14 protein-coding genes are annotated in these 20,756 nt (G+C 72.5%); 6 read left to right on the top strand and 8 right to left on the bottom strand.

Features of this window, described 5'->3' with window-relative positions:
• Positions 1 to 43: 43 nt before the first annotated feature.
• The 6 genes from ACIGXP_RS19095 to ACIGXP_RS19120 all read right to left on the bottom strand — a co-directional run bounded on the left by ACIGXP_RS19095 (position 44) and on the right by ACIGXP_RS19120 (position 9,662).
• Positions 44 to 2,323, bottom strand: a complete 2,280-nt coding sequence (locus tag ACIGXP_RS19095; RefSeq protein WP_399769678.1) for a catalase — start codon at positions 2,321 to 2,323, stop codon at positions 44 to 46.
• A 409-nt stretch (positions 2,324 to 2,732) separates the two neighbouring features.
• On the bottom strand, positions 2,733 to 4,196 hold the full coding sequence (locus ACIGXP_RS19100) for an aminotransferase class I/II-fold pyridoxal phosphate-dependent enzyme (protein WP_363219447.1): 1,464 nt from the start codon (positions 4,194 to 4,196) through the stop codon (positions 2,733 to 2,735).
• 108 nt (positions 4,197 to 4,304) lie between these two features.
• Positions 4,305 to 5,660, bottom strand: coding sequence for an FAD-binding protein (locus ACIGXP_RS19105; protein ID WP_399769680.1), 1,356 nt, complete (start codon positions 5,658 to 5,660; stop codon positions 4,305 to 4,307).
• Between the two features lie 43 nt (positions 5,661 to 5,703).
• Complete coding sequence (locus tag ACIGXP_RS19110) at positions 5,704 to 6,519, bottom strand: inositol monophosphatase family protein (protein WP_399769682.1); 816 nt, start codon at positions 6,517 to 6,519, stop codon at positions 5,704 to 5,706.
• A 30-nt stretch (positions 6,520 to 6,549) separates the two neighbouring features.
• On the bottom strand, positions 6,550 to 8,346 hold the full coding sequence (locus tag ACIGXP_RS19115; RefSeq protein ID WP_399769684.1) for an RICIN domain-containing protein: 1,797 nt from the start codon (positions 8,344 to 8,346) through the stop codon (positions 6,550 to 6,552).
• 134 nt (positions 8,347 to 8,480) lie between these two features.
• Positions 8,481 to 9,662, bottom strand: a complete 1,182-nt coding sequence (locus ACIGXP_RS19120; RefSeq protein ID WP_399769686.1) for an FAD-dependent oxidoreductase — start codon at positions 9,660 to 9,662, stop codon at positions 8,481 to 8,483.
• Positions 9,663 to 9,938: 276 nt separating this feature from the next.
• Here ACIGXP_RS19120 and ACIGXP_RS19125 point away from each other — a divergent pair, with 276 nt between their 5' ends.
• The 6 genes from ACIGXP_RS19125 to ACIGXP_RS19150 all read left to right on the top strand — a co-directional run bounded on the left by ACIGXP_RS19125 (position 9,939) and on the right by ACIGXP_RS19150 (position 15,945).
• Positions 9,939 to 10,946, top strand: coding sequence for a Ppx/GppA family phosphatase (locus tag ACIGXP_RS19125; protein ID WP_399769688.1), 1,008 nt, complete (start codon positions 9,939 to 9,941; stop codon positions 10,944 to 10,946).
• Between the two features lie 79 nt (positions 10,947 to 11,025).
• Positions 11,026 to 11,991, top strand: coding sequence for an ABC transporter substrate-binding protein (locus tag ACIGXP_RS19130; protein WP_399769690.1), 966 nt, complete (start codon positions 11,026 to 11,028; stop codon positions 11,989 to 11,991).
• A complete protein-coding gene (locus ACIGXP_RS19135; RefSeq protein WP_399769692.1) occupies positions 11,988 to 12,791 on the top strand; it encodes an ABC transporter permease in 804 nt (267 codons plus the stop codon). Before ACIGXP_RS19130 ends, ACIGXP_RS19135 begins: the two co-directional genes overlap by 4 nt.
• Positions 12,788 to 13,585 (top strand): ABC transporter permease, encoded by a 798-nt coding sequence (locus tag ACIGXP_RS19140; RefSeq protein ID WP_399769694.1) that lies wholly within the window; start codon positions 12,788 to 12,790, stop codon positions 13,583 to 13,585. Before ACIGXP_RS19135 ends, ACIGXP_RS19140 begins: the two co-directional genes overlap by 4 nt.
• On the top strand, positions 13,582 to 15,189 hold the full coding sequence (gene mdlC / locus ACIGXP_RS19145) for a benzoylformate decarboxylase (RefSeq protein ID WP_399769696.1): 1,608 nt from the start codon (positions 13,582 to 13,584) through the stop codon (positions 15,187 to 15,189). Before ACIGXP_RS19140 ends, mdlC begins: the two co-directional genes overlap by 4 nt.
• 3 nt (positions 15,190 to 15,192) lie before the next feature.
• Positions 15,193 to 15,945 carry an ABC transporter ATP-binding protein gene (locus ACIGXP_RS19150; RefSeq protein ID WP_399769698.1) on the top strand — a complete coding sequence of 251 codons (753 nt, stop codon included), beginning with the start codon at positions 15,193 to 15,195 and terminating at the stop codon, positions 15,943 to 15,945.
• A 60-nt stretch (positions 15,946 to 16,005) separates the two neighbouring features.
• Here the strand turns inward: ACIGXP_RS19150 and ACIGXP_RS19155 are convergent, their stop codons facing one another.
• Positions 16,006 to 18,642, bottom strand: a complete 2,637-nt coding sequence (locus ACIGXP_RS19155; protein ID WP_399769700.1) for a glycosyl hydrolase — start codon at positions 18,640 to 18,642, stop codon at positions 16,006 to 16,008.
• Positions 18,643 to 18,746: 104 nt separating this feature from the next.
• Positions 18,747 to 19,871 (bottom strand): GNAT family N-acetyltransferase, encoded by a 1,125-nt coding sequence (locus ACIGXP_RS19160; protein WP_399769702.1) that lies wholly within the window; start codon positions 19,869 to 19,871, stop codon positions 18,747 to 18,749.
• Positions 19,872 to 20,756 lie beyond the last annotated feature (885 nt).

Below are 20,756 nucleotides of genomic sequence, written 5' to 3' on the forward strand. Positions count from 1 at the left end.
CCGGCCCCGGAGGGCAAGGCCCCGACCGCTTGGTGGCGGCCGGTCAGGCGGAGGACGGGAAGCGGTCCCACACCCGGTGCGAGCCGAGCAGTCGGGTGAGCTGCTGCAGGACGGTCGTGGCGCCGTCGCCGGCGATCACACCGGGCGCGTCGACGGGGATGCCGGCCGCCTCCAGCACGCTCTGCGCGCCCTTGGTGGCGCCGATGGCCTTGCCGTGCCGGTATGCCTCCGCCAGCAGCAGCCCCACCCGCGGATCGGGGGTGCCGTCCTGGGCGGTCGGCAGGCCCGCCTTGGCGTCCCGGGCGCCGTAGGCGTCGGCGCCGACGCCGGGGGTGCCGGCCACCAGCAGCGCGTCGAACTCCACGGACCGTGCCGTGGCGTAGGTGCGCTGGACGCCCACCGCGTCCGTGCCGGAGCCGAGGGTGCCGCCGGTCGGTGCGACGACCAGCGGGACCATGCCGCCGTCCAGCACCTCCTGGCGTACGGCCCGTACGCCGTCCAGGTCGCCGTCGGGGCCGGTGACGATGCCGATGATCCGGCCGTCGGTGGGCCAGGTGTGTCCGACCTGGGACAGGGCGGGGCTGGGCGCGACGTCGGCCAGGGGCACGGTGGGCTGCGGGGCGGGCAGGCCGAGACCGCCGGCGACGCCCGCGCACAGCTCCGGGTCGATGTTCGCCAGTACCTGCAACGCCCGCTCCCGGATGGCCTGTTCGTAGCACTTGGCGAGTTCGAAGGTGTAGGCGCCGATGATGTGCTCGCGTTCCACCGGGCTCATGCTGAGCCAGAACCGGCGCGGCTGGCTGAAGTGGTCGTCGAACGACGCCGGCGCCTCGCGGACCTTCGTCGCCTCCGGGACCCGTACCGGAGCCTCGACGTACGCGCCCGCGTCCGCGCCGGCCGTGAAGGGGCAGCCGCCGTCGAGGGAGTTGGGCCGGTAGGGGGCCGCGCCCCGGTGCACGGCGGTCTGGTGCATGCCGTCGCGCAGCATGTCGTTGACGGGTGCGTGCGGCCGGTTGACCGGGATCTGCGCGAAGTTGGGGCCGCCGAGGCGGGTGATCTGGGTGTCGAGGTAGGAGAACAGACGACCGGACAGCAGCGGGTCGTCGGTGATGTCGATGCCGGGCACGAGATGGCCGGGGTGGAAGGCGACCTGCTCGGTCTCGGCGAAGAAGTTGGAGGGGTTGCGGTCGAGGGTGAGCAGTCCGATGGGCTGCACGGGGGCGAGTTCCTCCGGGACGATGTTCGTCGGGTCCAGAAGGTCGATGCCCTCGAAGGTCTGGTCGGGGGTGTCGGGGAAGGTCTGGATGCCGAACTCCCACTGCGGGTGGGCGCCCGCCTCGATCGCGTCGGCGAGGTCCCGGCGGTGGAAGTCCGGGTCGACACCGTTGATGATCTGTGCCTCCTCCCACACCAGCGAGTGCACGCCCAGCTTCGGCTTCCAGTGGAACTTCACCAGCGTCGTCCCGCCGGCGGCGTCGACCAGGCGGAAGGTGTGGATCCCGAAGCCCTCCATCGTGCGGTACGAGCGCGGGATGCCCCGGTCGGACATGTTCCACAGGGTGTGGTGGGTGGCCTCGGTGTGCAGCGTGACGAAGTCCCAGAAGGTGTCGTGGGCGCTCTGTGCCTGCGGGATCTCCCGGTCGGGGTGGGGTTTGGCGGCGTGCACGACATCCGGGAACTTGATCGCGTCCTGGATGAAGAAGACGGGGATGTTGTTGCCGACCAGGTCGAAGACGCCCTCGCTGGTGTAGAACTTCGTCGCGAAACCGCGGGTGTCCCGGACGGTGTCGGCGGAGCCCCGGGAGCCGAGCACGGTGGAGAAGCGGACGAACACCGGGGTCTCGACGCCCTCGGCGAGAAAGGCCGCCTTCGTCACGTTCGCGGCCGTGCCATAGCTGCGGAAGACGCCGTGCGCTGCGGCGCCGCGGGCGTGGACCACGCGCTCGGGGATGCGTTCGTGGTCGAAGTGCATGATCTTTTCCCGCAGGTGGTGGTCCTGCAGGAGCACGGGGCCACGGGGTCCCGCCTTGAGCGAGTGGTCCGTGTCGTACAGCCGGGTGCCCTGGGCGGTGGTCAGATGGCTGCCGCTCTGCGCCATCCGGGCCTGGTCGGCGCCGGTGGGCAGGCCGGTGGGTGAGACGGTGGCGGGGCCGGTCTGGTCGGGCTTGGGCGGGAACGGCTCATGGGGTTCGGTCGGCTCGGCGACCGACGGCGTGCGGGGGCCGGGTTTGCCGGGTATGCCCTCCTCCGGGCCCGCGCCGTCACCCTGCAGGGCGTCCGCCACCTTGTCCGCCGCTCGCTTCAGGGGGTTCGTCTCGCTCATCTCCACCATTCCTTCACTGGTCACGGGGGGCGGGCCCGGCACCGGCGAGGCGGGTGTCCGACACGCGCTGGCCACACCCGGGCATACGGCCGGCAACACCACAGCATCAGGGGAAACGGGGTCGGCACGGCCTCGTACCGAGGTCCCCGGGCCGGTGCGCCCGAAACCGGCAATCACGGAGGATTTCCGGTCGGGGTGAAGTCGGGCCGTCTCCCATCGAGTAGCCGGGACGGCTGGCCCGCCGGACGCGTCCATCCGGACCCGGGGACTGTCGAGCAGGGCCAAGGGCCCCCTGCCGAGGGTGTCTTCGTCAGGAGGGCCGGTTTCTTGACCCGAGCAGGCAAGCACCCGGCCGCCCGCACCGCCACCTTAGGCGCTGCCCCCGGCCCCCGCAGTTCGGGAGGCCCGGTCACGGGTGGGCCGTGACCCGGATGGTCTTCAGTGACGGGTCCGCCGCGTCCGCGATGAGGAAGCCGTGCTCCACGCCGCTGCGCAGGTACTCCAGCACCTCCTGCGTGATCACCTCACCGGGCGCCACCACGGGCACGCCGGGCGGATAGGGGCTGATCATCTCGGCGGCGATCCGGCCCACGGCGCGTTCGGCGGGAACCTGTTCGGCGGGCCCGAAGAACGCCTCGCGCGGCAGGACGGCCTGTTCGAGTTCGAGTGCGCGCGGCTCGGGCAGGCGCACGGCGGGCCGCCGCTCCATCGCACCGGCGTTCTCCACCAGGGAGCGCATGGAGTCCAGCAGGATCTTCTCGGTCTCGTCGTCGTCGGCGTGGGTGATGGAGGCGCTGATCCGGCAGGTGTCCGAGCCGCCCACGTCGACATGCCGGTCGGCCCTCAGCCATTCGGCCGCCTGCATACCGCTGATGCCGAGGTCCCGGACATCGATGACGATCTTCATCGGGTCGAACTCGGCCGCGAGGCCCTCCTCGACGACCTCGCCGCCCATCACCCGCAGCCCCGGCAGTTCGCGCAGGGCCGCCCGGATCCGCTCGGCCCGGTGGACGGCCCGCTCCAGCAGCTCGTGGCCCTGCTCGGCCATCTGCCGCCGCCAGCCGTCCAGGGCGCCGTACACCAGACAGGAGGCGCTGGTGGTGCCGAGCAGGTCCTCGCGCTGCTTGAGCACCTCGGGTGCCACCCGGTCGTGCTGGAGGTGGAACACCGAGCTCTGCTCGATGGCGCCGCCCATCTTGTGGACGCTGGTGACGACCAGGTCGGCGTCGGCGTCCATGCCCCAGGACGGGAGGGCCGGGTGGAAGGGCAGATGGGCACCCCAGGCCTCGTCCACGATCAGCGGTACGTCGTAGGCGTGGCAGGCGTCGGCGACGCCGCGGATGTCGGCGCAGGTGCCCCAGTCGGTGGGTGTGATCAGCAGCATGCCCTTGGCGTCGGGGTGCTCGCGCAGCCGGTCGCGGACGTCGTCGGGCTCCGGAGGATGGGCCATGTGCCGCTCGGCGTCGAACTTCGGGTGGACCCAGATCGGCTCCACACCGTTGATGATCACCGCGGCGATGACCGACTTGTGCGCGTTGCGGGACAGCAGCAGCTTCTCCCCCGGGCCCGCGACCGAGCACATGGCGGTCTTCACGGACAGGGAGCTGCCGCAGGTGGAGAAGAAGGCGTGCTCGGCGCCGACCGCGTCGGCCATCAGCTCCTGCGCCTGTTCCAGCACGCCCTGGGACTGCCGGCGGTCGTCCAGGCCGTTGAGGGTCAGTACGTCCGAGCGGAAGACGTCGATGCCGAGGACGTCGGCGACCCGGGGGTCGGTGCCGCGGCCCTGTTTGTGTCCCGGCGGCCCGAACACCACGTCTCCTCGCCGCCGGAACTCCTGCAGAGCTTCCAGTACGGGCGCGCGCGAGTGGTCCATGGCGATCCTCCTGAGCCGGTCGGTCGTACCGACCGTGTTGCACTGGTCGCCTGCTCGAAACCCCGGATCCCGCGCCACTTGGTTCACGCTTTGATTCAAGCCATGACGTCAGAACCGCATGCCGTGTCCGCGCGCCAGGACGAGATGAGGATCGTGGCGGTGCTTGGCCTCAGCGAAGACCGGCCAGCGGTCGCCGTAGTGGTCCCGCCAGTCGGAGTCCGCCAGGGGCAGGGCGTTGACGGGGTAGGCGAGGGCGCCCCGGGACCGGGCCCGTTCGTACGCGGTACGGTTGGCGGCCACCATCGCCGCGACCGTCTCCGGGCTGCCGGGCGGAGCCGTGCGCAACAGGGCGAAAACGTACAGGACTTCACCGGACGGGCGGCGGAAGGAGGGGGCGCGCAACCGGCTGGAGAGCACCGGGTACAGCAGGACGAGACCGGTGTCCCGCAGGTCACCGAAGGCGGGGTCGGCCAGTACGGCGCGGACGACGGCCTCGGCGCTGTCGTGCGGCAGCAGCAGATTGAGCCAGGGGTGCGGGTGCAGCCACTCCCCCGTCGTCCGCAGGACCTCCTCGTCCGTGTCCACGCGATGCGCGAACTCCCCGTATCCGAGATCCTCCGCCTCCAGGGCGCCGGGATCGTGCGAGAGCCCGGCGAGCAGGGTGCTGTCGTCGGGCGGGTACGGGCCGTCGTGCGGGGCCACGGCCTCGATCATGTACTGCCAGTGGCGCTCCCCGATCGGCCGTGCCTGGCCCTCCAGGTAGGTGAAACGCTGCTCCTCGGCGAGCCGGCGCTGGTCGGCGAGGCAGCGGGCGAGGTCGGCGTAGTACAGGCAGTAGCGGCGCACCCGGTCGGGCGCGGGGACCAGACGCAGGGTGGCGGCCACGATGACGGCGCACTGGCCGAGACCGGCGAGCACGGCGTGAAACAGGTCGGGGTCCCGGTCGGGTGAGCAGACCCGGTGCTCCCCCGCTCCGGTCACCACCTCCAGCTCCAGGACCTGGTCCGCGACCAGGCCGTGCCGGTGCGTCGCGCCGCCGAGTCCGCCCGCCGACAGGACACCGCCGACGCCCGCGCCGAGGTAGTCGGTGAGGACCGCCGGGGCACGGCCGTGCGGCAGGGTGGCGGCCAGTACCTCCCGCCACAACGCGCCCGCCTGTACGGTCACTTGCCCGTCCGTCACGGGACCGACCCGGTTCATCGCCCGCAGGTCGAGCACGATCCCGCCGTCCGCCTGTCCCTGGCCGTACAGGGAGTGGCCACCGCCGCGCACACTCACCGGGATGCCCCGGGGTCCGGCGCACTCCAGCAGGTCCTGGATCTCGGCGGCGGACTGCGGGCGCAGGACACCGAGCGGCGTGGTCCGCACGATGTGCCCGAAGTCCTGCGCGCATGCGCGCAGCGTCTGCGGGCGGGTGTCCAGGGCCCGGCCGAGGCGGGTGCCGAGGTCGTGGGCCGACGTCATGCCGGCATCACATCAGACGGCGCGGCGTACGTCGAGACCACCGTCAACTCACGCCGGAGCCTTGTTTTTCGACGAGCTCCAGCAGTGCGGTGTGGGTCTCCGGGTCGGCCGCGGCGATCAGTCCTGACGCGCCGGTGAGCACGGGTTCGCCGTACAGTCCGGTCACGATGCAGCCGGCGGCCTGGCACAGGGCGATGCCCGCCGCGAAGTGCACGCTGTCGCGCAGGTCGCCGTCGGTGACGTAGGCGGCCCTGCGGCCCGCGGCGACCCAGGCCACGGCGAGGGTGCTGGAGATCACCCGAGGCCGGAAGCGTCCGGCGAAGCCCGGGTCGGCGAGGAGCCGGGCCGCCTGGAACCCGGGCGCGTTGGGGAACGGCGGGTCGAGGTTCATGTCCACCAGCGCGGACCCGGCCGACGGCGTCAGCCGCTCGTCCGCGCCGTCCCTGCGGAGGCGGGCGGCCTCGCCGTCGGTCCAGAACACCTCGCCGCTGAACGGGTCGGCGGTCGCGGCGGCCGTGACCCGGTTCCCCTCCCGCAGGGCGACGTTCACGCCGACGAGCATGTTTTGCACCGCGTAGTTCAGGGTGCCGCACAGCGGGTCGACGAGCCAGCGGCGGCGGGCGTCGGCGGCACCCGAACGGCCGCTCTCCTCGCCGGTCACGGCGTCGTCGGGCCGGGCGGCGCGCAGCACGTCCAGGATGGCCCGCTCGGCGGCGAGGTCCGCCTCGGTCGCGAAGTCGCCGGCGGACTTGTCGTGGCGTGCGAGCCGGCTGCCGTAGAGGTCACGGACCACGGCTGCGCCCGTCTGGGCCGCGGTGAGGGCCAGGCGGGCGTCGGATTCCCCGTTGGTGATCGACATGGGCGCAGAGTACTCGGAGCACCGATGGCGTCAGTACGCCCGGGTCGGCGAGAAGGACAGCCTCTGTTCTGCTGCGGAGCGCCCTGCGCCGACGGAACTTCCGCTGTGGTCCGTCCAGTTGCGCATCGGTGTGGTCTCGGCGAGCCGCCCGGAACGGCCCGAGAGGCCGAGTACGAGTCCGCTGTAGCGGTTGACCAGGCGGCAGGTGCCGCCGGAGGCGCTCGGGATCACGAACCACTGCTGTCCGACGGAGGGGCCGCCGGCCGGTGCCGCGGTGACGGTGGGCCGGGCACCCCAGGCGCGGCCGGCGGAGGAGAAGGAGTCGACGCCGAGCAGCCGGCCGCTCGCGGCGTTGGTGAGGGTGAAGGCCCCGTCGCCGGTCGGGGTGAAGACCCAGGTGTCGCGGCCGGAGCCGGTGGGCCGGGCCAGTGAGGTGGTGGCCGTGCCGTCGCCCTTCTGGGCCAGGAGGCGTCCCGTGCCGCTCGCGATGCGGTAGCCGCGGCCGGTGTCCAGGGGCGCGGCGGCGGGTTTGCCGGAGTCGACGGTGATGTCGACGTACTCCCCGGAGGCGTCGTGCGAGCAGCCGAAGGCGCAGTAGGAGCGGAAGGACCTGCCGACGACGGTGGAGCTGGTGCGGTTGGCGCTGTCGAGGAACCAGCGGTACCAGGACGCGTTGGTGTAGCCGCCGGTGTCCCCGATGAGGTGCCACTTCTGGGTCGTCAGGTCGTCGGTGGCGTAGAGGTACTGCGGCGAGTGCCCGCTCTGGTCGACGGCCTGCGGTTCGCCGATGTACAGCCCGAGATAGGCGTCGTAGGCGATGTTCATGACGAACAGCGGCGAGGTCGGGGGCATCTTCCCGGCCGCGATCTGCTCGGCGGCGGTCCCGGTGTTGGCCGGGTCGTACTCGGCGGAGGCGGGCGTGTAGCCGGTGGGGTGGGCGGCGTCGACGGGGACGATGTTGCTCTCCTGGCCGCCGGTGCCGGGCTGGGACCAGGCGCCGGCGTACCACTTGCGCCAGGAGCCGGGGGCCATCTTGGCGGAGATCGGGGCGCGGGCCACGTGCTCGTAGAACGCCTTCCAGCGGCCGCTCTTGTCGATGATCCGGGAGCCGTAATGGACGTAGAAGTAGCCGGAGGCGGTGTCGACGAAGAGGCGCTGGTCGCCGTCGCCGTAGGAGTACGTCTGGTTCGGGAAGGCCGTGGTGTCTGCGCGCCTGGTGCTGTACGGGGACGTGAGCACGTGGTCCTTGACGCTCCAGGTGCGGCCCTTGTCGGTGGAGACGGCGTAGTCGATGGCGTCGTAGTGCAGCCCGTCACCGAAGGGCTGCGGGGTGAACTCGTTGTGCACCAGGCCGTACCAGTCGCCGGTGTCGGGGTCGACCCACACCCCGGACAGGTCGCAGTAGTTCTTCTGGGCGTAGCCGGAGCCGCTCGGTGCGTACGTCGCCTCGCGGCCGGTGGGGCTGTTGTTGCAGCGCCAGGTGGTGTCGTCGTTGCGGTCGGCGGGGTTGGCGGGGTTCACCGCCTTGCTCAGCGTCTTGTCGAACCTGGCGGTGTCGAAGTCCTTGCCGGTGTAGAAGTCCCAGGTGCGCGGGTCCTTGGCGCCGTACAGCGCGGCGGACTGCTGGTAGTGGAAGGTGCCGTCCCGGTCGAGGTAGGGACCGGCGGGGGTGTCCGTGGGGTGGGCGAAGAGTACCGGGGTCCCCACGGTCACGGTGTAGGTGGCGTCGGCGGGGGCCTGGGCGGATGCCGGGGACGCGGTGCCGCCGCCCATGACCAGGGCGGCAGTCGCCGACAACACCGCCAGGGCGCCGCCTGCTCTGCTCAAGAGTCGCAACTGTGCTCCTTGTTGCCGAAGGGCCGGTTGCACGGAACGATCCGGCCCGGCGGTTTCCCCCGGCAATGGACTTCAGTGCTCCGCCTCTTGCACTTTCGCGCGCGTACGTCCGCGGCAGGCGGGGGTCAGGGCTGCCCGGGCGGGGCGGCGGGCAGCAGGATGTCCCAGGCCAGCTGGTGGATCAGCGCCTCGTCCGGCTCCGCGGGACGGGCCACGACGGGAGACGGGCGGGAGGGGGCGTGGCTGCCGCGGGAGATGCCGCCGCTGACGGTGATGTTCTGCTCCACGCGCGGGCGGCGGTGCCGTTCGTAGGCGGCGAACGCGGCGTGCGGACCTGGCAGATCGCGCAGCGCCTTGGCGAGGACGACGGCGTCCTCCAGGGCCATCGAGGCGCCCTGGCCGGTGGCCGGGGAGGCCGCGTGGGCGGCGTCGCCGATGAGCAGGGTGCGTCCCTTCTGCCACACGGCACCGAGCGGCATCTCGGTGGCGTTGGTGACCATCACGGGGCCCTCGGAGGCGGCGACGATGTCCGCGGCGGGGGTGGCGTCCTTGCGCAGCAGCGGCAGCAGGTCCTCGCGCCACGGGGTGCGGTGCGCGGCTCCGCCGTCGGGCAGGGGTTCGGTGCTCACGCGGGCGAACCAGTACGTCCGCCCGGTCGGGGACACCGCGTGTCCGAAGGTGGTCTCGCTGCCCCGGACGAAGGTGATGACGCCGGTGCCGTCCGCGCCGGGTGCGGCGCCGCTGCAGCCGTAGAAGACCCGCTGGCCGGCGTACGTGGGTCGCACCTCGGGGGTGATGATCCGGCGCACGGTGGAGTTCAGCCCGTCGGCGCCGATGGCCAGGTCCGCGTGGGCGGTGCTGCCGTCGGCGAACCGGGCGGTGACGCCGCACGGGCCGTCCGTGATGCCGACCAGACGGGCGCCATGGCGCAGGCGGATGCCGCGCCGGGCCGCCGTTTCCTGCAGGGCGGCGTTCAGCTCGCCGCGGAGCAGGCAGCGGTACCGCAGGTCGGGGTCGGTCATCTCGCCGAGCGGGGCGTGCGTCAGCTCGGTGCCCCGGCTGTCGAGCAGCCGCAGGGAAGTCAGCGGAAAACCGACGGCGGTGACGGCGTCCGTGGCGTCGAGCTGGGCCAGGGCGCGCATGCCGTTGCTCGCCAGGGTCAGAAACGCCCCGATGTCCTCGGCCGTGCCGGGGTGTGCCTCGTACACGGTGACGTCGTGTCCGGCCTTGTGCAGCCCGAGCGCGGCCGCGGTCCCCGCGATACCGCCGCCGATCACCAGTACCCTCGTCGCATCCGTCCCGCTCAAGTGCCGCTCCTCGGGCCGACAGTGGTGGGGACCATCTAAGGGCAGGGGCGGGTCGGCCGCGGGGCCGGGGGCCGGGATCCGGACAGTGGTCCGTACGGGCGAGGGGGTGTTGGACACGACGGTCGCGGGATGGACGCCGGTCCGTGCGCGGCCCGCTCCCGGTCCGCTTCGGGCTCTCCCGTGAGCCGTCCTGGAGAAGCACGTGAGCGTGCCGCTGTGCACGGGCGCGCCCCCTGTGCGACGGGTTTTCGCCGGAGAATTGGGTACTCCCCGCCCATGCGGGTGAGCGTGGTGGATGCGGGGTCGAACACGGTCCGGTTGGTGATCGCGGATGTGGAAGGCGGTGTTCCGCTGCCGGTGCACACCGTCAAGTGGAAGCTGCGCCTGTCCGAACACGTCGCCCCTGACGGCAGCATCGCCGACGAGGCGGTGGAGCGGCTGGTGAAGGCGGTGGGTGCGGCGGGTGCCACGGCCCGCAGGTGGCATGCGGCGGGGCCGCTGGCCTTTGCGACCGCGGTGGTGCGCAGCGCCCCGAACCGGCAGGAGGTGCTGCGGCGGGTCGCGGCCGGCACCGGGATCCGCATGTGCACGCTGCCCGGTGAGACGGAGGCCGAGCTGACCTTCCTGGCGGCCCGGCGCTGGCTGGGCTGGCGCGCCGGTCCGCTGGCGGTGCTCGACGTCGGCGGCGGCTCCCTGGAGGTGGCGTTCGGCCGGGGCCGGTTGCCCGACTTCGCGGCCTCCCTCCCGCTCGGCGCGAACCGGCTGACCCAGGAGTACCTGGGTGACCAGGACCCGCCGGGGCAGGCCGAGCTGAAGGTGCTGCGCCGCCGGATCCGCCATGAGCTGCGGGACGTGGCTTCGCGGATCCGCTGGGAACGCCCGCGCACGGTCGCGGTCAGCTCGCGTACGTTCCAGCAGCTGGCGCGGCTGTGCGGGGCGGCGCCCGGGCGGTGCGGCCCGTTCGTGCAGCGGGAGATGCGCTGCCGGGATCTGCGCGAGGCGGTCCGCACCCTGGCCGCCCTGCCCGCCGCCGAGCGTGCCCAGCTGCCCGGGATCTCCGCGCCGCGTGCCGCGCAGAGCCTGGCCGGAGCGGTCGTCGGGCACACGGCGCTGAAGCTCATGGGACTGAGCGGGGCCGTCGTGTGCCCCTGGGCGATCCGCGAGGGCGTGCTGCTGCGCTACATCGAGGACGGCTCGGACTGGTGGACGGACGTCACCGGCACCACCGACACCGCAGCACCGCCCTCCGCGGCACCCCTGCGCATCGCGAGTCCACCGGCGTAGTGTTCGGGTTTCTCCAAAGACCCCCAAACCGACCCGCGTTCTGTAGCGATCATGACACATGCGGGGTAGTCATGCCCGTATGCCTTTACGTCGATCACGACCGGGAACGAAACGCCTCGCCGCGCTCCTCGCCGCCGCGCTGGTCCTCGTGGGCTGCGACAGCGGCGGCACGTCGCCCTCCGGCGACGGACGGCAGCAGCTGACCGTCGCGGCACTGCCGCTCACCGACTCGGCCGCCCTCTATCTCGCCCGGGACCGCGGGCTGTTCGCCAAGGAGGGCCTGGACGTGCGCATCCAGGCCGTCCAGCAGAGCATCCAGGCACTGCCCGCGCTGCTCAAGGGCCAGGTGGACGTGATCGCGAGCGCGAACTACGTCACCTATTTCCAGGCGTACGAGAAGGGCACCCTGGACCTGCGCATCCTTGCGGAAGGCGTCCGGATCGCCCCGCACATGATGGACGTCCTCGTGCCCAGGGACTCGGGGCTGAAGACACCCGAGGACCTCGCGGGCAGGGAGGTCGCCGTGGCCGTCCTCAACAACATCCAGTCCCTGACCCTGAACGCGATCCTCGACGCCCGGGGCGCCGGGCGGCCCGTCTACCGGCAGATCCTGTTCCCGCAGATGGGCCCCGCCCTGGAGAAGGGCCAGGTGGACGCCGCACACGCCGTGGAGCCCTTCGACACCGCCATTCAGGGCGAGTTGGGCGCGCGGGTGCTGCTGGACGCTGGGTCGGGCCCCGCGCGGGGACTGCCCGCCAGCGGGTACGTCACCACGGCCGACTTCGTGAAGAAGAACCCGAAGGCAGCGGCCGGCTTCCGGCATGCCGTCGAAGCGGCCTCCAGGCTCGCCGCCGAGGACCCGGAGGCGGTGCGCACGGAACTGCCGAAGTACACCAAGGTGAGCGCGGACCAGGCGAAGTCGATCCACCTGCCCTCCTATCCGCCGGCCGCCGACCCGGCCGCGCTGCGCCGGCTCATCCGGCTCATGCGCGTCCAGGGGCTGCTGAAGAAGGACGTCGATCCGGCACCTCTGCTGGCGAAATGACACGGCGTCAGGAACTCCTGCTGGGCGTGCTCGGCGCGGCGGCGGCCTTCGGGGTGTGCGAGGCGGTCGCCCGCGCGGGGATCGTACGGCGCAGCTATCTGCCGCCCGCCTCCGACGTCCTCGCCCGCGCCGCCCGGCTGGCGGGTGACCCTGCCTTTCTCGACGGGCTGGGGGTGACCCTGCGGGCGTGGGCGCTGGGGCTCGGGCTCGCCTGCGCGATCGCCGTACCGCTGGGGCTGCTGCTGGGCGCGGTGCCGGTCGTGGAGGCCGCCGCCCGCGCCGTGATCGAGTTCCTGCGGCCCCTGCCGTCCGTCGCGCTGATCCCGCTGGTGTCGCTGCTGCTCGGGTCGGGCACCGGGACGGAGGTGACGCTGATCGCCTACGCCTCGGTGTGGCCGGTGCTGTTCAACACCGTCTACGGCCTGGGCGAGACCGACCCGCTGGCGAAGGACACCCTGCGCGCCTTCGGGTTCGGGCGGCTCGCGGTGCTGCGGCGCGTGGAGTTGCCGGCCACTGCCCCCTTCATCGCCGCCGGGGTGCGGATCTCGGCCGCGGTGGCCCTGATCCTCGCCGTCGCGACGGAGATCCTCTCCGGTTTCGGTCAGGGTCTCGGCATCTTCATCGCCCAGGCGGAGACGGCGACGGACGGCACCCGGGACGTACTGGCGGGGGTGGTGTGGGCGGGCGGCCTGGGGCTGGTGATCAACGGCGTACTGGTCGGGGCGGAGCGGCGGTTGTTCGCGTGGGCGCAGGAACCCCCGGACATGCCAGGGCGGTTGCGGCAGGGAGCGCGGCGATGAGCCGCATCGCGCTGCCCCTGGTGCTGCGCTGGGGCGTGCTGCTCCTCGCCGTCGCCTGCTGGGAGGCGGCCGCCCGTGCGCGGGCCAGCGTCTACTTCCCGCCCCCCATGCGCATCGCCCGGCACGCCCGCGACCTGTGGTTCTCTGGGCCCGCCGGCCATCTGTTCCTCACTCCGGCCGCCGTCGGCACCATCCTGCCGAGCCTCGGCCGGATGGCGGCCGGGTTCGCGCTCGCCGCCGTCGCCGGGATCGTGCTGGGGATCGCGGTGGGCCGCTCACGCCGGGCGTACGCCCTGTGCAACCCGGTGCTCCAGTTCGCCCGGGCCGTACCGCCGCCCGCGCTGGTGCCGGTGTTCGTCGTGGTCTTCGACTTCGGTACGCCCATGCAGGTGGCGTCGATCGTGTTCAGCGCCGTGTGGCCGGTGCTGGTCAACTCGGCCGAGGGCGCGCGGGCCACCGACCCGCTGCGGCTCCAGGTGGCGGCCGTGCTGCGGCTGACGGCACCCGAACGGCTGTGGTTCCTGGTGCTGCCCTCGGCGCTGCCCCGGATCTTCGCGGGGCTGCGGCTCAGCCTGTCGCTCAGCCTGATCCTGATGGTGTTCTCGGAGCTGCTGCCGGGCAGCGACAACGGGATCGGCTTCACCCTCACCGACGCCCAGACCCGCTCGGACCTGCTCACGGTGTGGGCCGCGCTGGTGCTGCTGGGGGCGCTCGGGTATCTGCTCAACACCGCACTGCTGGCGATCGAGAAGCGGCTCGTCGGCCCGAGGGCATCAGCGGGGAGGACGGCATGACGGCGGGCACGGTCCGCGAGGCGGTCGTGGGGTTTCTGCGCGACACCGGCATGACCACGGTCTTCGGCAATCCGGGCTCCACGGAACTGCGGATGTTCCGCGACTGGCCGGACGACTTCACCTATGTGCTGGGCCTGCAGGAGTCCGCCGCCGTCGGCATGGCGGCCGGATACGCGCTGGGCACCCGGCGCGCCGCGTTCGTCAGCCTGCACTCGGCCGGCGGGGTGGGACACGCGCTCGGGGCCGTCTTCAACGCCTTCCGCGACCGGGTGCCGCTGGTGATCGTGGCGGGTCAGCAGGCGCGCTCCCTCATCCAGCTGCGGCCGTTCCTCGGCGCGGAGGAACCGGCCCTGTTCCCGCGCCCGTACGTGAAGTCCGCCCGCCAGCCGGAACGGGCCGAGGACGTGCCGGCCGTGCTCGCCGAGGCGTACCGGACCGCGATGACACCGCCGCGCGGCCCGGTGTTCGTGTCCGTGCCCGAGGACGACTGGGACCGGGCCGCCGAGCCCGTGCCGCCCCGCACGCTGCACACGGCGTTCACCGCCGGCCCGGACGCCCTCGACGCGCTCGCCGCCCGGCTGGACGCCTGCGCCCGCCCGGCGCTGGTGGTGGGTCCGGGCGTGGACGACGAGGACGCTCTGGACCTGGTCCGGGCGCTGGCCGAGCGGATCCGGGCCGGGGTGTGGATCAGCCCGCTCTCCGGCCGCTCCGGCTTCCCCGAGTCGCACCCGCTGTTCCAGGGGTTCCTGCCGCCGACAGCCCGTCAACTGGCCGGACGTCTCGCGCCGTACGACGTGGTGGTCGCGCTCGGCGCACCGGTCTTCACCTATCACGTGGCGGACGACGGGCCCCCGCTCGCCCCCGGCACCGAGCTGTTCCACCTGGACTGCGACGCCGGCCAGGCCGCCTGGCTGCCCACCGGCACCAGCATCGTCACCACCCTGCGGCCCGCCCTGACCAGGCTCACCGAGCTGCTGAAGGAGCCCGACCGGGATCCGCCGCCGCCCCGGCCGGCCCCCGCACCGGCCCTCGCGCAGGAGCACATCACCCCGGAACTCCTCTTCGACCTGCTGCGCGCCCGGCTCCCGCGCGAGCGGGTCCTCGTCGAGGAGGCACCGAGCCACCGCGACGCCCTCCACGCGCGCGTGCCCGTCGAGACCGCCGGCGGCTTCCTCACCACGGGCAGCGGCGCGCTCGGCTGGGGCCTGCCCCTCGCGGTCGGCCGGGCGCTCGCCGACCGGCGCCGGGTGGTGTGCGTGGTCGGCGACGGCTCGGCGCTGTACTCGGTGCAGGCCCTGTGGACCGCGGCCCGGTACGCGGCACCGGTCACCTACGTCCTGCTGGACAACGGCGGTTACGCGGCCGTCCGGGCACTGGGCCGCCGGATCGGCGTCGCGCCCGTCCCCGGCACGGACATCACGGGCATCGACTACGTGGCCCTCGCGGAGTCCTTCGGCTGCCCGGCGGCCCGCGCCGCACACCCCGAGGAGCTGCCGGCCGCCCTGGACCACGCCCTGGGCCGGGCCGACGACACAGGCCCCTTCCTGCTGCACCTGCCGGTCACCGGTGAGGTGGGCACCCTCTACGAGCCCTGGGCCGGGTGAGAGATGCTGCGCCTCGACTCCGTCAGCCGGCACTTCGGCGACCAGCACGTCCTGGACGGCATCAGCCTCACCGTGCCCGACGGCCAGCTCCTCAGCGTGGTCGGGCCCTCCGGCTGCGGCAAGTCCACGCTGCTGCGCACCATCGCCGGGCTGCTGCCCGCGCAGCAGGGCACGATCACCATCGACGGGACACCGGTGACGGGCGTACCGGAGCGGCTCGCGGTCGTCTTCCAGGAGTACGGCCGCTCGCTGCTGCCCTGGCTCACCGTCCGCGACAACGTGGCCCTGCCGCTGCGCCGCCGGGGCCTGGGGCGGGCGGCCCGCCGGGCCGAGGCCGAGACGATCCTCGAACGCGTCGGTCTGCCCGGGGTCGCCCGGCGCCGTCCCCGCGAGCTGTCCGGCGGCATGCAGCAACGCGTCGCCATCGCCCGTGCCCTGGTCTGCCGGCCCTCCCTGCTGCTGATGGACGAGCCGTTCGGTTCGCTGGACGCGGGCACCCGCGAGGACCTGGAGGACCTGCTGCTGGAACTCCATCGCACGAACGACACGACCATCGTGTTCGTCACCCACGACATCGACGAGAGCGTGTACGTCGGCGACCGCGTCGTCGTCCTCTCCCCCGGCCCCGGCTCCCACGTGATCCGCGACCTGCCGGTCGGCCTGCCCCGCGAACGGGACCAGCTCAGCACGCGCGGCCTGCCCGCGTTCGTGCAGCTGCGCACGGAAGTGGGGCGGGCGGTTCGTGCCGGCGGCTGAGCGTCCCGGCAGGTGGGAAGGGTGGCCCCGGAGAGCCCGGAGCCACCCGTCACTCGGCCGTCAGTGCAGGTCTCGCACCCGCACGGTGTAGATCCCCCGGCCGTGCGTGGCGGCGTACAGGGTGCGACCGTCCGGGCTGGTCCTGAGCTGGAGTACAGCGACGGCCGGCAGGCAGCCGATCCGCTCCCAGGCGGTGCGGCCCGGAGCACGGTGGACGACCCCGAGGTCGGTGGCGACGGCGAGGCCGCCGTCCGCCGTCACCAGCACCGAGTCGGCCGGCACGTCGGGCAGGTTGGCCGAGATGTCCTTCCAGGTGGTGCCGCCGTCGGTGGACTCGAAGACATGGCCGACGCCCGCGCCGGGACCCTCGGTCCAGTGCCGGGAGAAGCCGTTGACGGCGAGGAAGACGTGGTCGGCGTTGTTCGGGTCGACGGCGAAACCGCTGAGGTAGCGGTTGGGGACGGTGCCGTCCACCGGCAGGCTGACGTCGTGCCAGCCGGTGCCGTCCGCGTTGCCGACCGCGATGCCGCGGGCGAAGCCCTGGTTGTTGCAGGGCCCGCACCAGGCGGCGTAGATCTTGCCGCCGGACGCGGCGACGGCGGTCGCGGTGCGGCCCGCGCCGAGGTCGTGGACGCCGGTCCACTCCGTGCCGCTGCGGATGCCGTAGCCGTGGGTCTGGACCCAGATGTGCCGGCCGCCGGCCACCCAGGTGTTGCCGTCCTTCAGGTCCGCCGTGAGCGGGGCGATGAAGCGGGCCTCGCTGCTGGCGTTGTCGGGCGGAGCGACGGAGTACGAGGTCGCCTTGCTCGGGTCGGTGGTCCAACTGCCGTCGTTCACCGCGCAGTTCTGGGTGACCTGGACGGCGAGGTAGACGTACTCCTGGGCGATGTTGCAGCCGTTGGCGGGGTCGGTGAGGGTGTCCCCGCCGTCGCCGCCGAAGTCGGAGCCCATGACCCTGTCGTTGCTGCGCAGAATGGACTGACCGTTGTCCTGCAGGCCGCCGGTGACGGACAGACCGCCGTGGTCGAGGTCCCTGCCGATGCCGACGGAGTAGTACTGCAGGGTGTCGATGGTGCCGTCGTTGAGCGAGGTCCAGTCCGTGGCGTGACCGGAGGCGTCCTGGGCGCCGTTCACCGGGCGCTTGTAGATGCCGCCGTCGTTGCCGACGTACACGAAGCTCTTGCCGTGGGAGCTGCCGATCGCGACGCCGTGCTGGTCGGAGTGGGTGGTCTGGTGACAGTCGCCGGTCTGCTTGGCGGGGTCGATGCTCCAGCAGGGGAAGGTGAAGTTCCAGTACGGTCCGACCGTGGACCAGTTCGTGCCGCCGTCCTTGGTCTCGTAGACCTCCTCCAGGCCCGCGTACACGTGCTGCGGGTCGGCCGGGTCCACGGTGAGGAACTGGTTGTACCAGGCCTGGACGCCGGGCATGTAACCGGCCGAGGTCAGCGCCGAGTTGTCGGCGGCCAGGCCCTTGTAGTCGGCGATCCTCGTCCACGGGCCGGCCGGCGAACCGGACCGGGAGACGTAGATGCCTTCCAGGCCGCTGTCCGGGTTGGTGCCGAGCTGCTCCGGGGACTGGTCGATGGCGTAGTAGCGGGAGCCGTCGGCGGAGCGGGCGAAGGTGACGTTGCCGATGTTGCCGGCGTCGGCGGGGAGGTCACCGAGGCCGCCGGTGATCCGGGTCCAGGTGCCGCCGGACTTGGTGTAGAAGCCGTTGTAGTCGTCGCCGCCGCGCCAGCCGACGGCCACGACCACCTTGGTGGGGTCCTTGGGGTCGATGGCGATGTCGTTGGCGATGTTCTTGTACGGCGCGTCCGGGTCGTCGGCCTTCGAACCGCCCGGCAGGAAGTCCGGGTTGGGCGCGAACTCCAGCTTCCAGGGGCCGCTCAGCTTCTTCGTGGAGTGGCTCCACACGCCCTTGCCGGTGGCCGCCCACACCGTGCCGCCACCGAAGCGCAGCTCGTGGATGGTGGTGCTCTCCAGCTCGTCGCCGCCGACCCGGCTGCGCGCGGAGAAGGTGCCGTGGTGCGGGTGGGTGAGGACGTAGACGCCGCTGCCGAGGTAGGCGTCGGAGTTGGTGGTGGCCTCGCCGGTGCCGAGCCAGAGCCGGCCCGCGCCGTCGAGGGCGAGGGCGCCGGTGGACTGCGCGGGCAGTCGGTCGCTGACGGGCTGCCAGTGGCCGCCGCCGGTGCGCGAGCGCCACACACCGCCCCCGGCGCTGCCCGCGTAGACGTAACCGTCGTCGTCGGCGGCGATCGCCGCCATCCGGCCGGTGACGTTCCCGCTCCCGCCACTGGAGTTGGAGTCGATGTCGCGGTAGCGCGGGTCGTCGGAGTCGTACGGCAGGTCGGTGATGTTGCGCCAATGGCCGCCGGTGCTCCTGAGGCTGGTGAGGTCGTGCCAGGCGGCGCCGTACGCGCCCGGTGCGACGACACCCGGTGAGGTGCGTGCCTCGGCGTACTGGTCGGCGCCCTCGGCGATCTCGTCCGCCTCGTTGCCGTCGTCGTCCGCCGCCAAATGCGGCGACGCGGCGCCCACCGACTGCTCGCGCTCCTTGGCGAGTTGGCCGAGCGTGCGGACTCCGAAGGGGCTGATCCCCCGTCCGGAGGCGGCGGACGGGGGTATCGCGACGAGCGCGGCGGAAGCGGTGAGAGCACAGACGGTCAGCCACCGTCTTCTGTGGGTTGGCAGGGACACCAAGGACCTCCCGGTGCAGCGACACTGCTGACGCAGGAGACCCGACCACGCGGACACGACAACGTCCGGCGCTTGAGGAATTTTTGACGAGAACCTGCCAGTAGTTACCGCCCCGGAAGCCGGTCCTTCCCGTCGGCCGGGGAAGCCGCCGCGCTCTGGGTGCGCAGCCTGCCCGCCGTCTTCAGCAGCCGGTCGGCCGGATCACGCAGCCCGGGATGGGCCAGCACCGTGTTCCGCAGTCCGCGTACCGGCCTGCGCCACAGCCGCTGGGCCAGCGCCACCGGATGCGGGCGGGCCGCGAAGCCCTCGGCGACCCGCAGTTCACGGGTCTTCAGCCAGTCCTTGTACTCCTTGTCGCCGCGCCCGAGGTCCACGAGGGTGACGCCGTGCCGGGCGGCCGCCTCGGCGGTCCTCAGGTGCATCATCAACCCCGGTGAGTAGTAGTGCAGTTCGGGGTCGTAGGCGGTGAACCAGGCTGCCAGGACCGTGCTCGACCGGGGGCCGAAGTGGGCCGCGACCGGCCGCTCGCCCGCATACAGCACGGACAGCACCCCGGTGAAGTGCTCCTCGCGGACCCGGAAGAGGTGGTCGACCAGAGCGACGATCCACGGCCGGGAGAAGCGGTCCATGCGGCCGGTCCTGCGGTACTGCGCGGACTTCCAGCGCATGAGCGTGCGCAGCGCCTCGGGGTCGCGCTCGTCGAAGACGAACCGCACCTCGCCGATGTCCCGGCCGAGCCGCCGCTCCTTCTTCAGCGTCGTCTTGGCCAGGCCCGGATAGGTGCCGCGCAGCCACTCCGGATACTCGCCGTCGCCGGGCTTCACATCGATCACCGGTGAGGCGAACGTTCCGGTGACGTGCGGCGCGAACGGCCGCTGCTCCTGGACCAGATGGTCGAACTCGAAGATGCTGAGCCGGCAGGCCCGCAGCAGTTCCTGCGCGTCCCAGGTGACCCCGGGCCGGTGCACGAGCGCCTGGCAGTCGGACAGTCCGAGTCCGATGGCCCGTCCGGTGCCGAGCGGCCCCCGCTCGTACGGGAAGAACCCGGCCGGTTCCCCGCCCTCGCACAGGACCGCGACCCGCGCGCCGCTGCGGTACCGGCCGACGCCGATCGTGAACTCCGGTGCGAGGAAAGGGTTGGCGTACTCGGGTGACTCGTCCATGGCGCGGTGCCAGGCCCCGCGCAGCTCGGGCGTCAGCTCGCCGGGTCTGTGGATGGTGATGTCCACCTCAGTTCGACCGCCCTTCCGCAGGTCGCCCTTGCGCAGGATCGGCGAGCGGTGTGCCCGAGGCGGCACCGGTCGGTGAGGCGTGTGATGCATGGCTCATGGATCGCATGGGCGACCGCTCTCCCCCCATGACGCGCCGGGCGCGTCCTGCCTTTGGTACCGATGTGCGCCGAATCCCCTCCGTGCGCGACTGCTCAAACGTCGCGAAACAGTACGCACACTGTCAAGGGTGCCTCAGGCGACGGACGGTCCGCCACGGGTACGCGGACATCGTGAACAGCCCTTGGTAAAGGGCTTCGCGGTATTGACATGAACCTGCATCAGCCCCGAGGCTTCCTGCTTGAAGTTGCTCGATTGGCGCTCATTTCGAGCGTTTACGAGCATCAGCGCAAGAACAGCAAGACGTCAGTCCGCAGTGCTGCGAGGGGAGCTGTTCCGCCGTGCAAAGACCGCGAAGACTGCGCCACCGAGTGCCGTGGCCGGCCTGGGTACCGCTGGGGCTGGCGGCCGCCCTGGCGGGGACCGTACTCACCGCCCCGGCGCCCGCCCAGGCCGCCGCCACCGTGGCCGGGGCCGTGCTCGACCCCGGCCACGGCAGCGTCAGCTGGCAGAGCCCGGTGTACGCCAAGGGCACCGGCGGCGGCACCGAGAGCTGTCCGGATGCCGCGACCGACCCGGACAGCAAGATCTGCGACCGTTTCGACCTGACGGTCTCGGTGCCGGACGGCTACTGGGACGACAACCCCGAGGGCGGCGTCCCGCTGTCGGTCAAGTGGGAGAAACCCTCGGACGACTTCGACCTGTACGTGTACGACGACCACGGCAAGCAGGTGGCGTCCAGCGCGGGCACCGCCGACCCGGAGGCCACGGTGATCCCGCGGGCGT

The organism is Streptomyces sp. NPDC053069 (assembly GCF_044546895.1).
Taxonomy (GTDB): domain Bacteria; phylum Actinomycetota; class Actinomycetes; order Streptomycetales; family Streptomycetaceae; genus Streptomyces.

Bases quoted from the DNA above. Each gene is read 5' to 3' on its own strand.
- ACIGXP_RS19095 (WP_399769678.1), bottom strand. From the start codon at position 2,323: ATGAGCGAGACGAACCCCCTGAAGCGAGCGGCGGACAAGGTGGCGGAC.
- ACIGXP_RS19100 (WP_363219447.1), bottom strand. From the start codon at position 4,196: ATGGACCACTCGCGCGCGCCCGTACTGGAAGCTCTGCAGGAGTTCCGG.
- ACIGXP_RS19105 (WP_399769680.1), bottom strand. From the start codon at position 5,660: ATGACGTCGGCCCACGACCTCGGCACCCGCCTCGGCCGGGCCCTGGAC.
- ACIGXP_RS19110 (WP_399769682.1), bottom strand. From the start codon at position 6,519: ATGTCGATCACCAACGGGGAATCCGACGCCCGCCTGGCCCTCACCGCG.
- ACIGXP_RS19125 (WP_399769688.1), top strand. From the start codon at position 9,939: ATGCGGGTGAGCGTGGTGGATGCGGGGTCGAACACGGTCCGGTTGGTG.
- ACIGXP_RS19130 (WP_399769690.1), top strand. From the start codon at position 11,026: ATGCCTTTACGTCGATCACGACCGGGAACGAAACGCCTCGCCGCGCTC.
- ACIGXP_RS19135 (WP_399769692.1), top strand. From the start codon at position 11,988: ATGACACGGCGTCAGGAACTCCTGCTGGGCGTGCTCGGCGCGGCGGCG.
- ACIGXP_RS19140 (WP_399769694.1), top strand. From the start codon at position 12,788: ATGAGCCGCATCGCGCTGCCCCTGGTGCTGCGCTGGGGCGTGCTGCTC.
- mdlC (WP_399769696.1), top strand. From the start codon at position 13,582: ATGACGGCGGGCACGGTCCGCGAGGCGGTCGTGGGGTTTCTGCGCGAC.
- ACIGXP_RS19150 (WP_399769698.1), top strand. From the start codon at position 15,193: ATGCTGCGCCTCGACTCCGTCAGCCGGCACTTCGGCGACCAGCACGTC.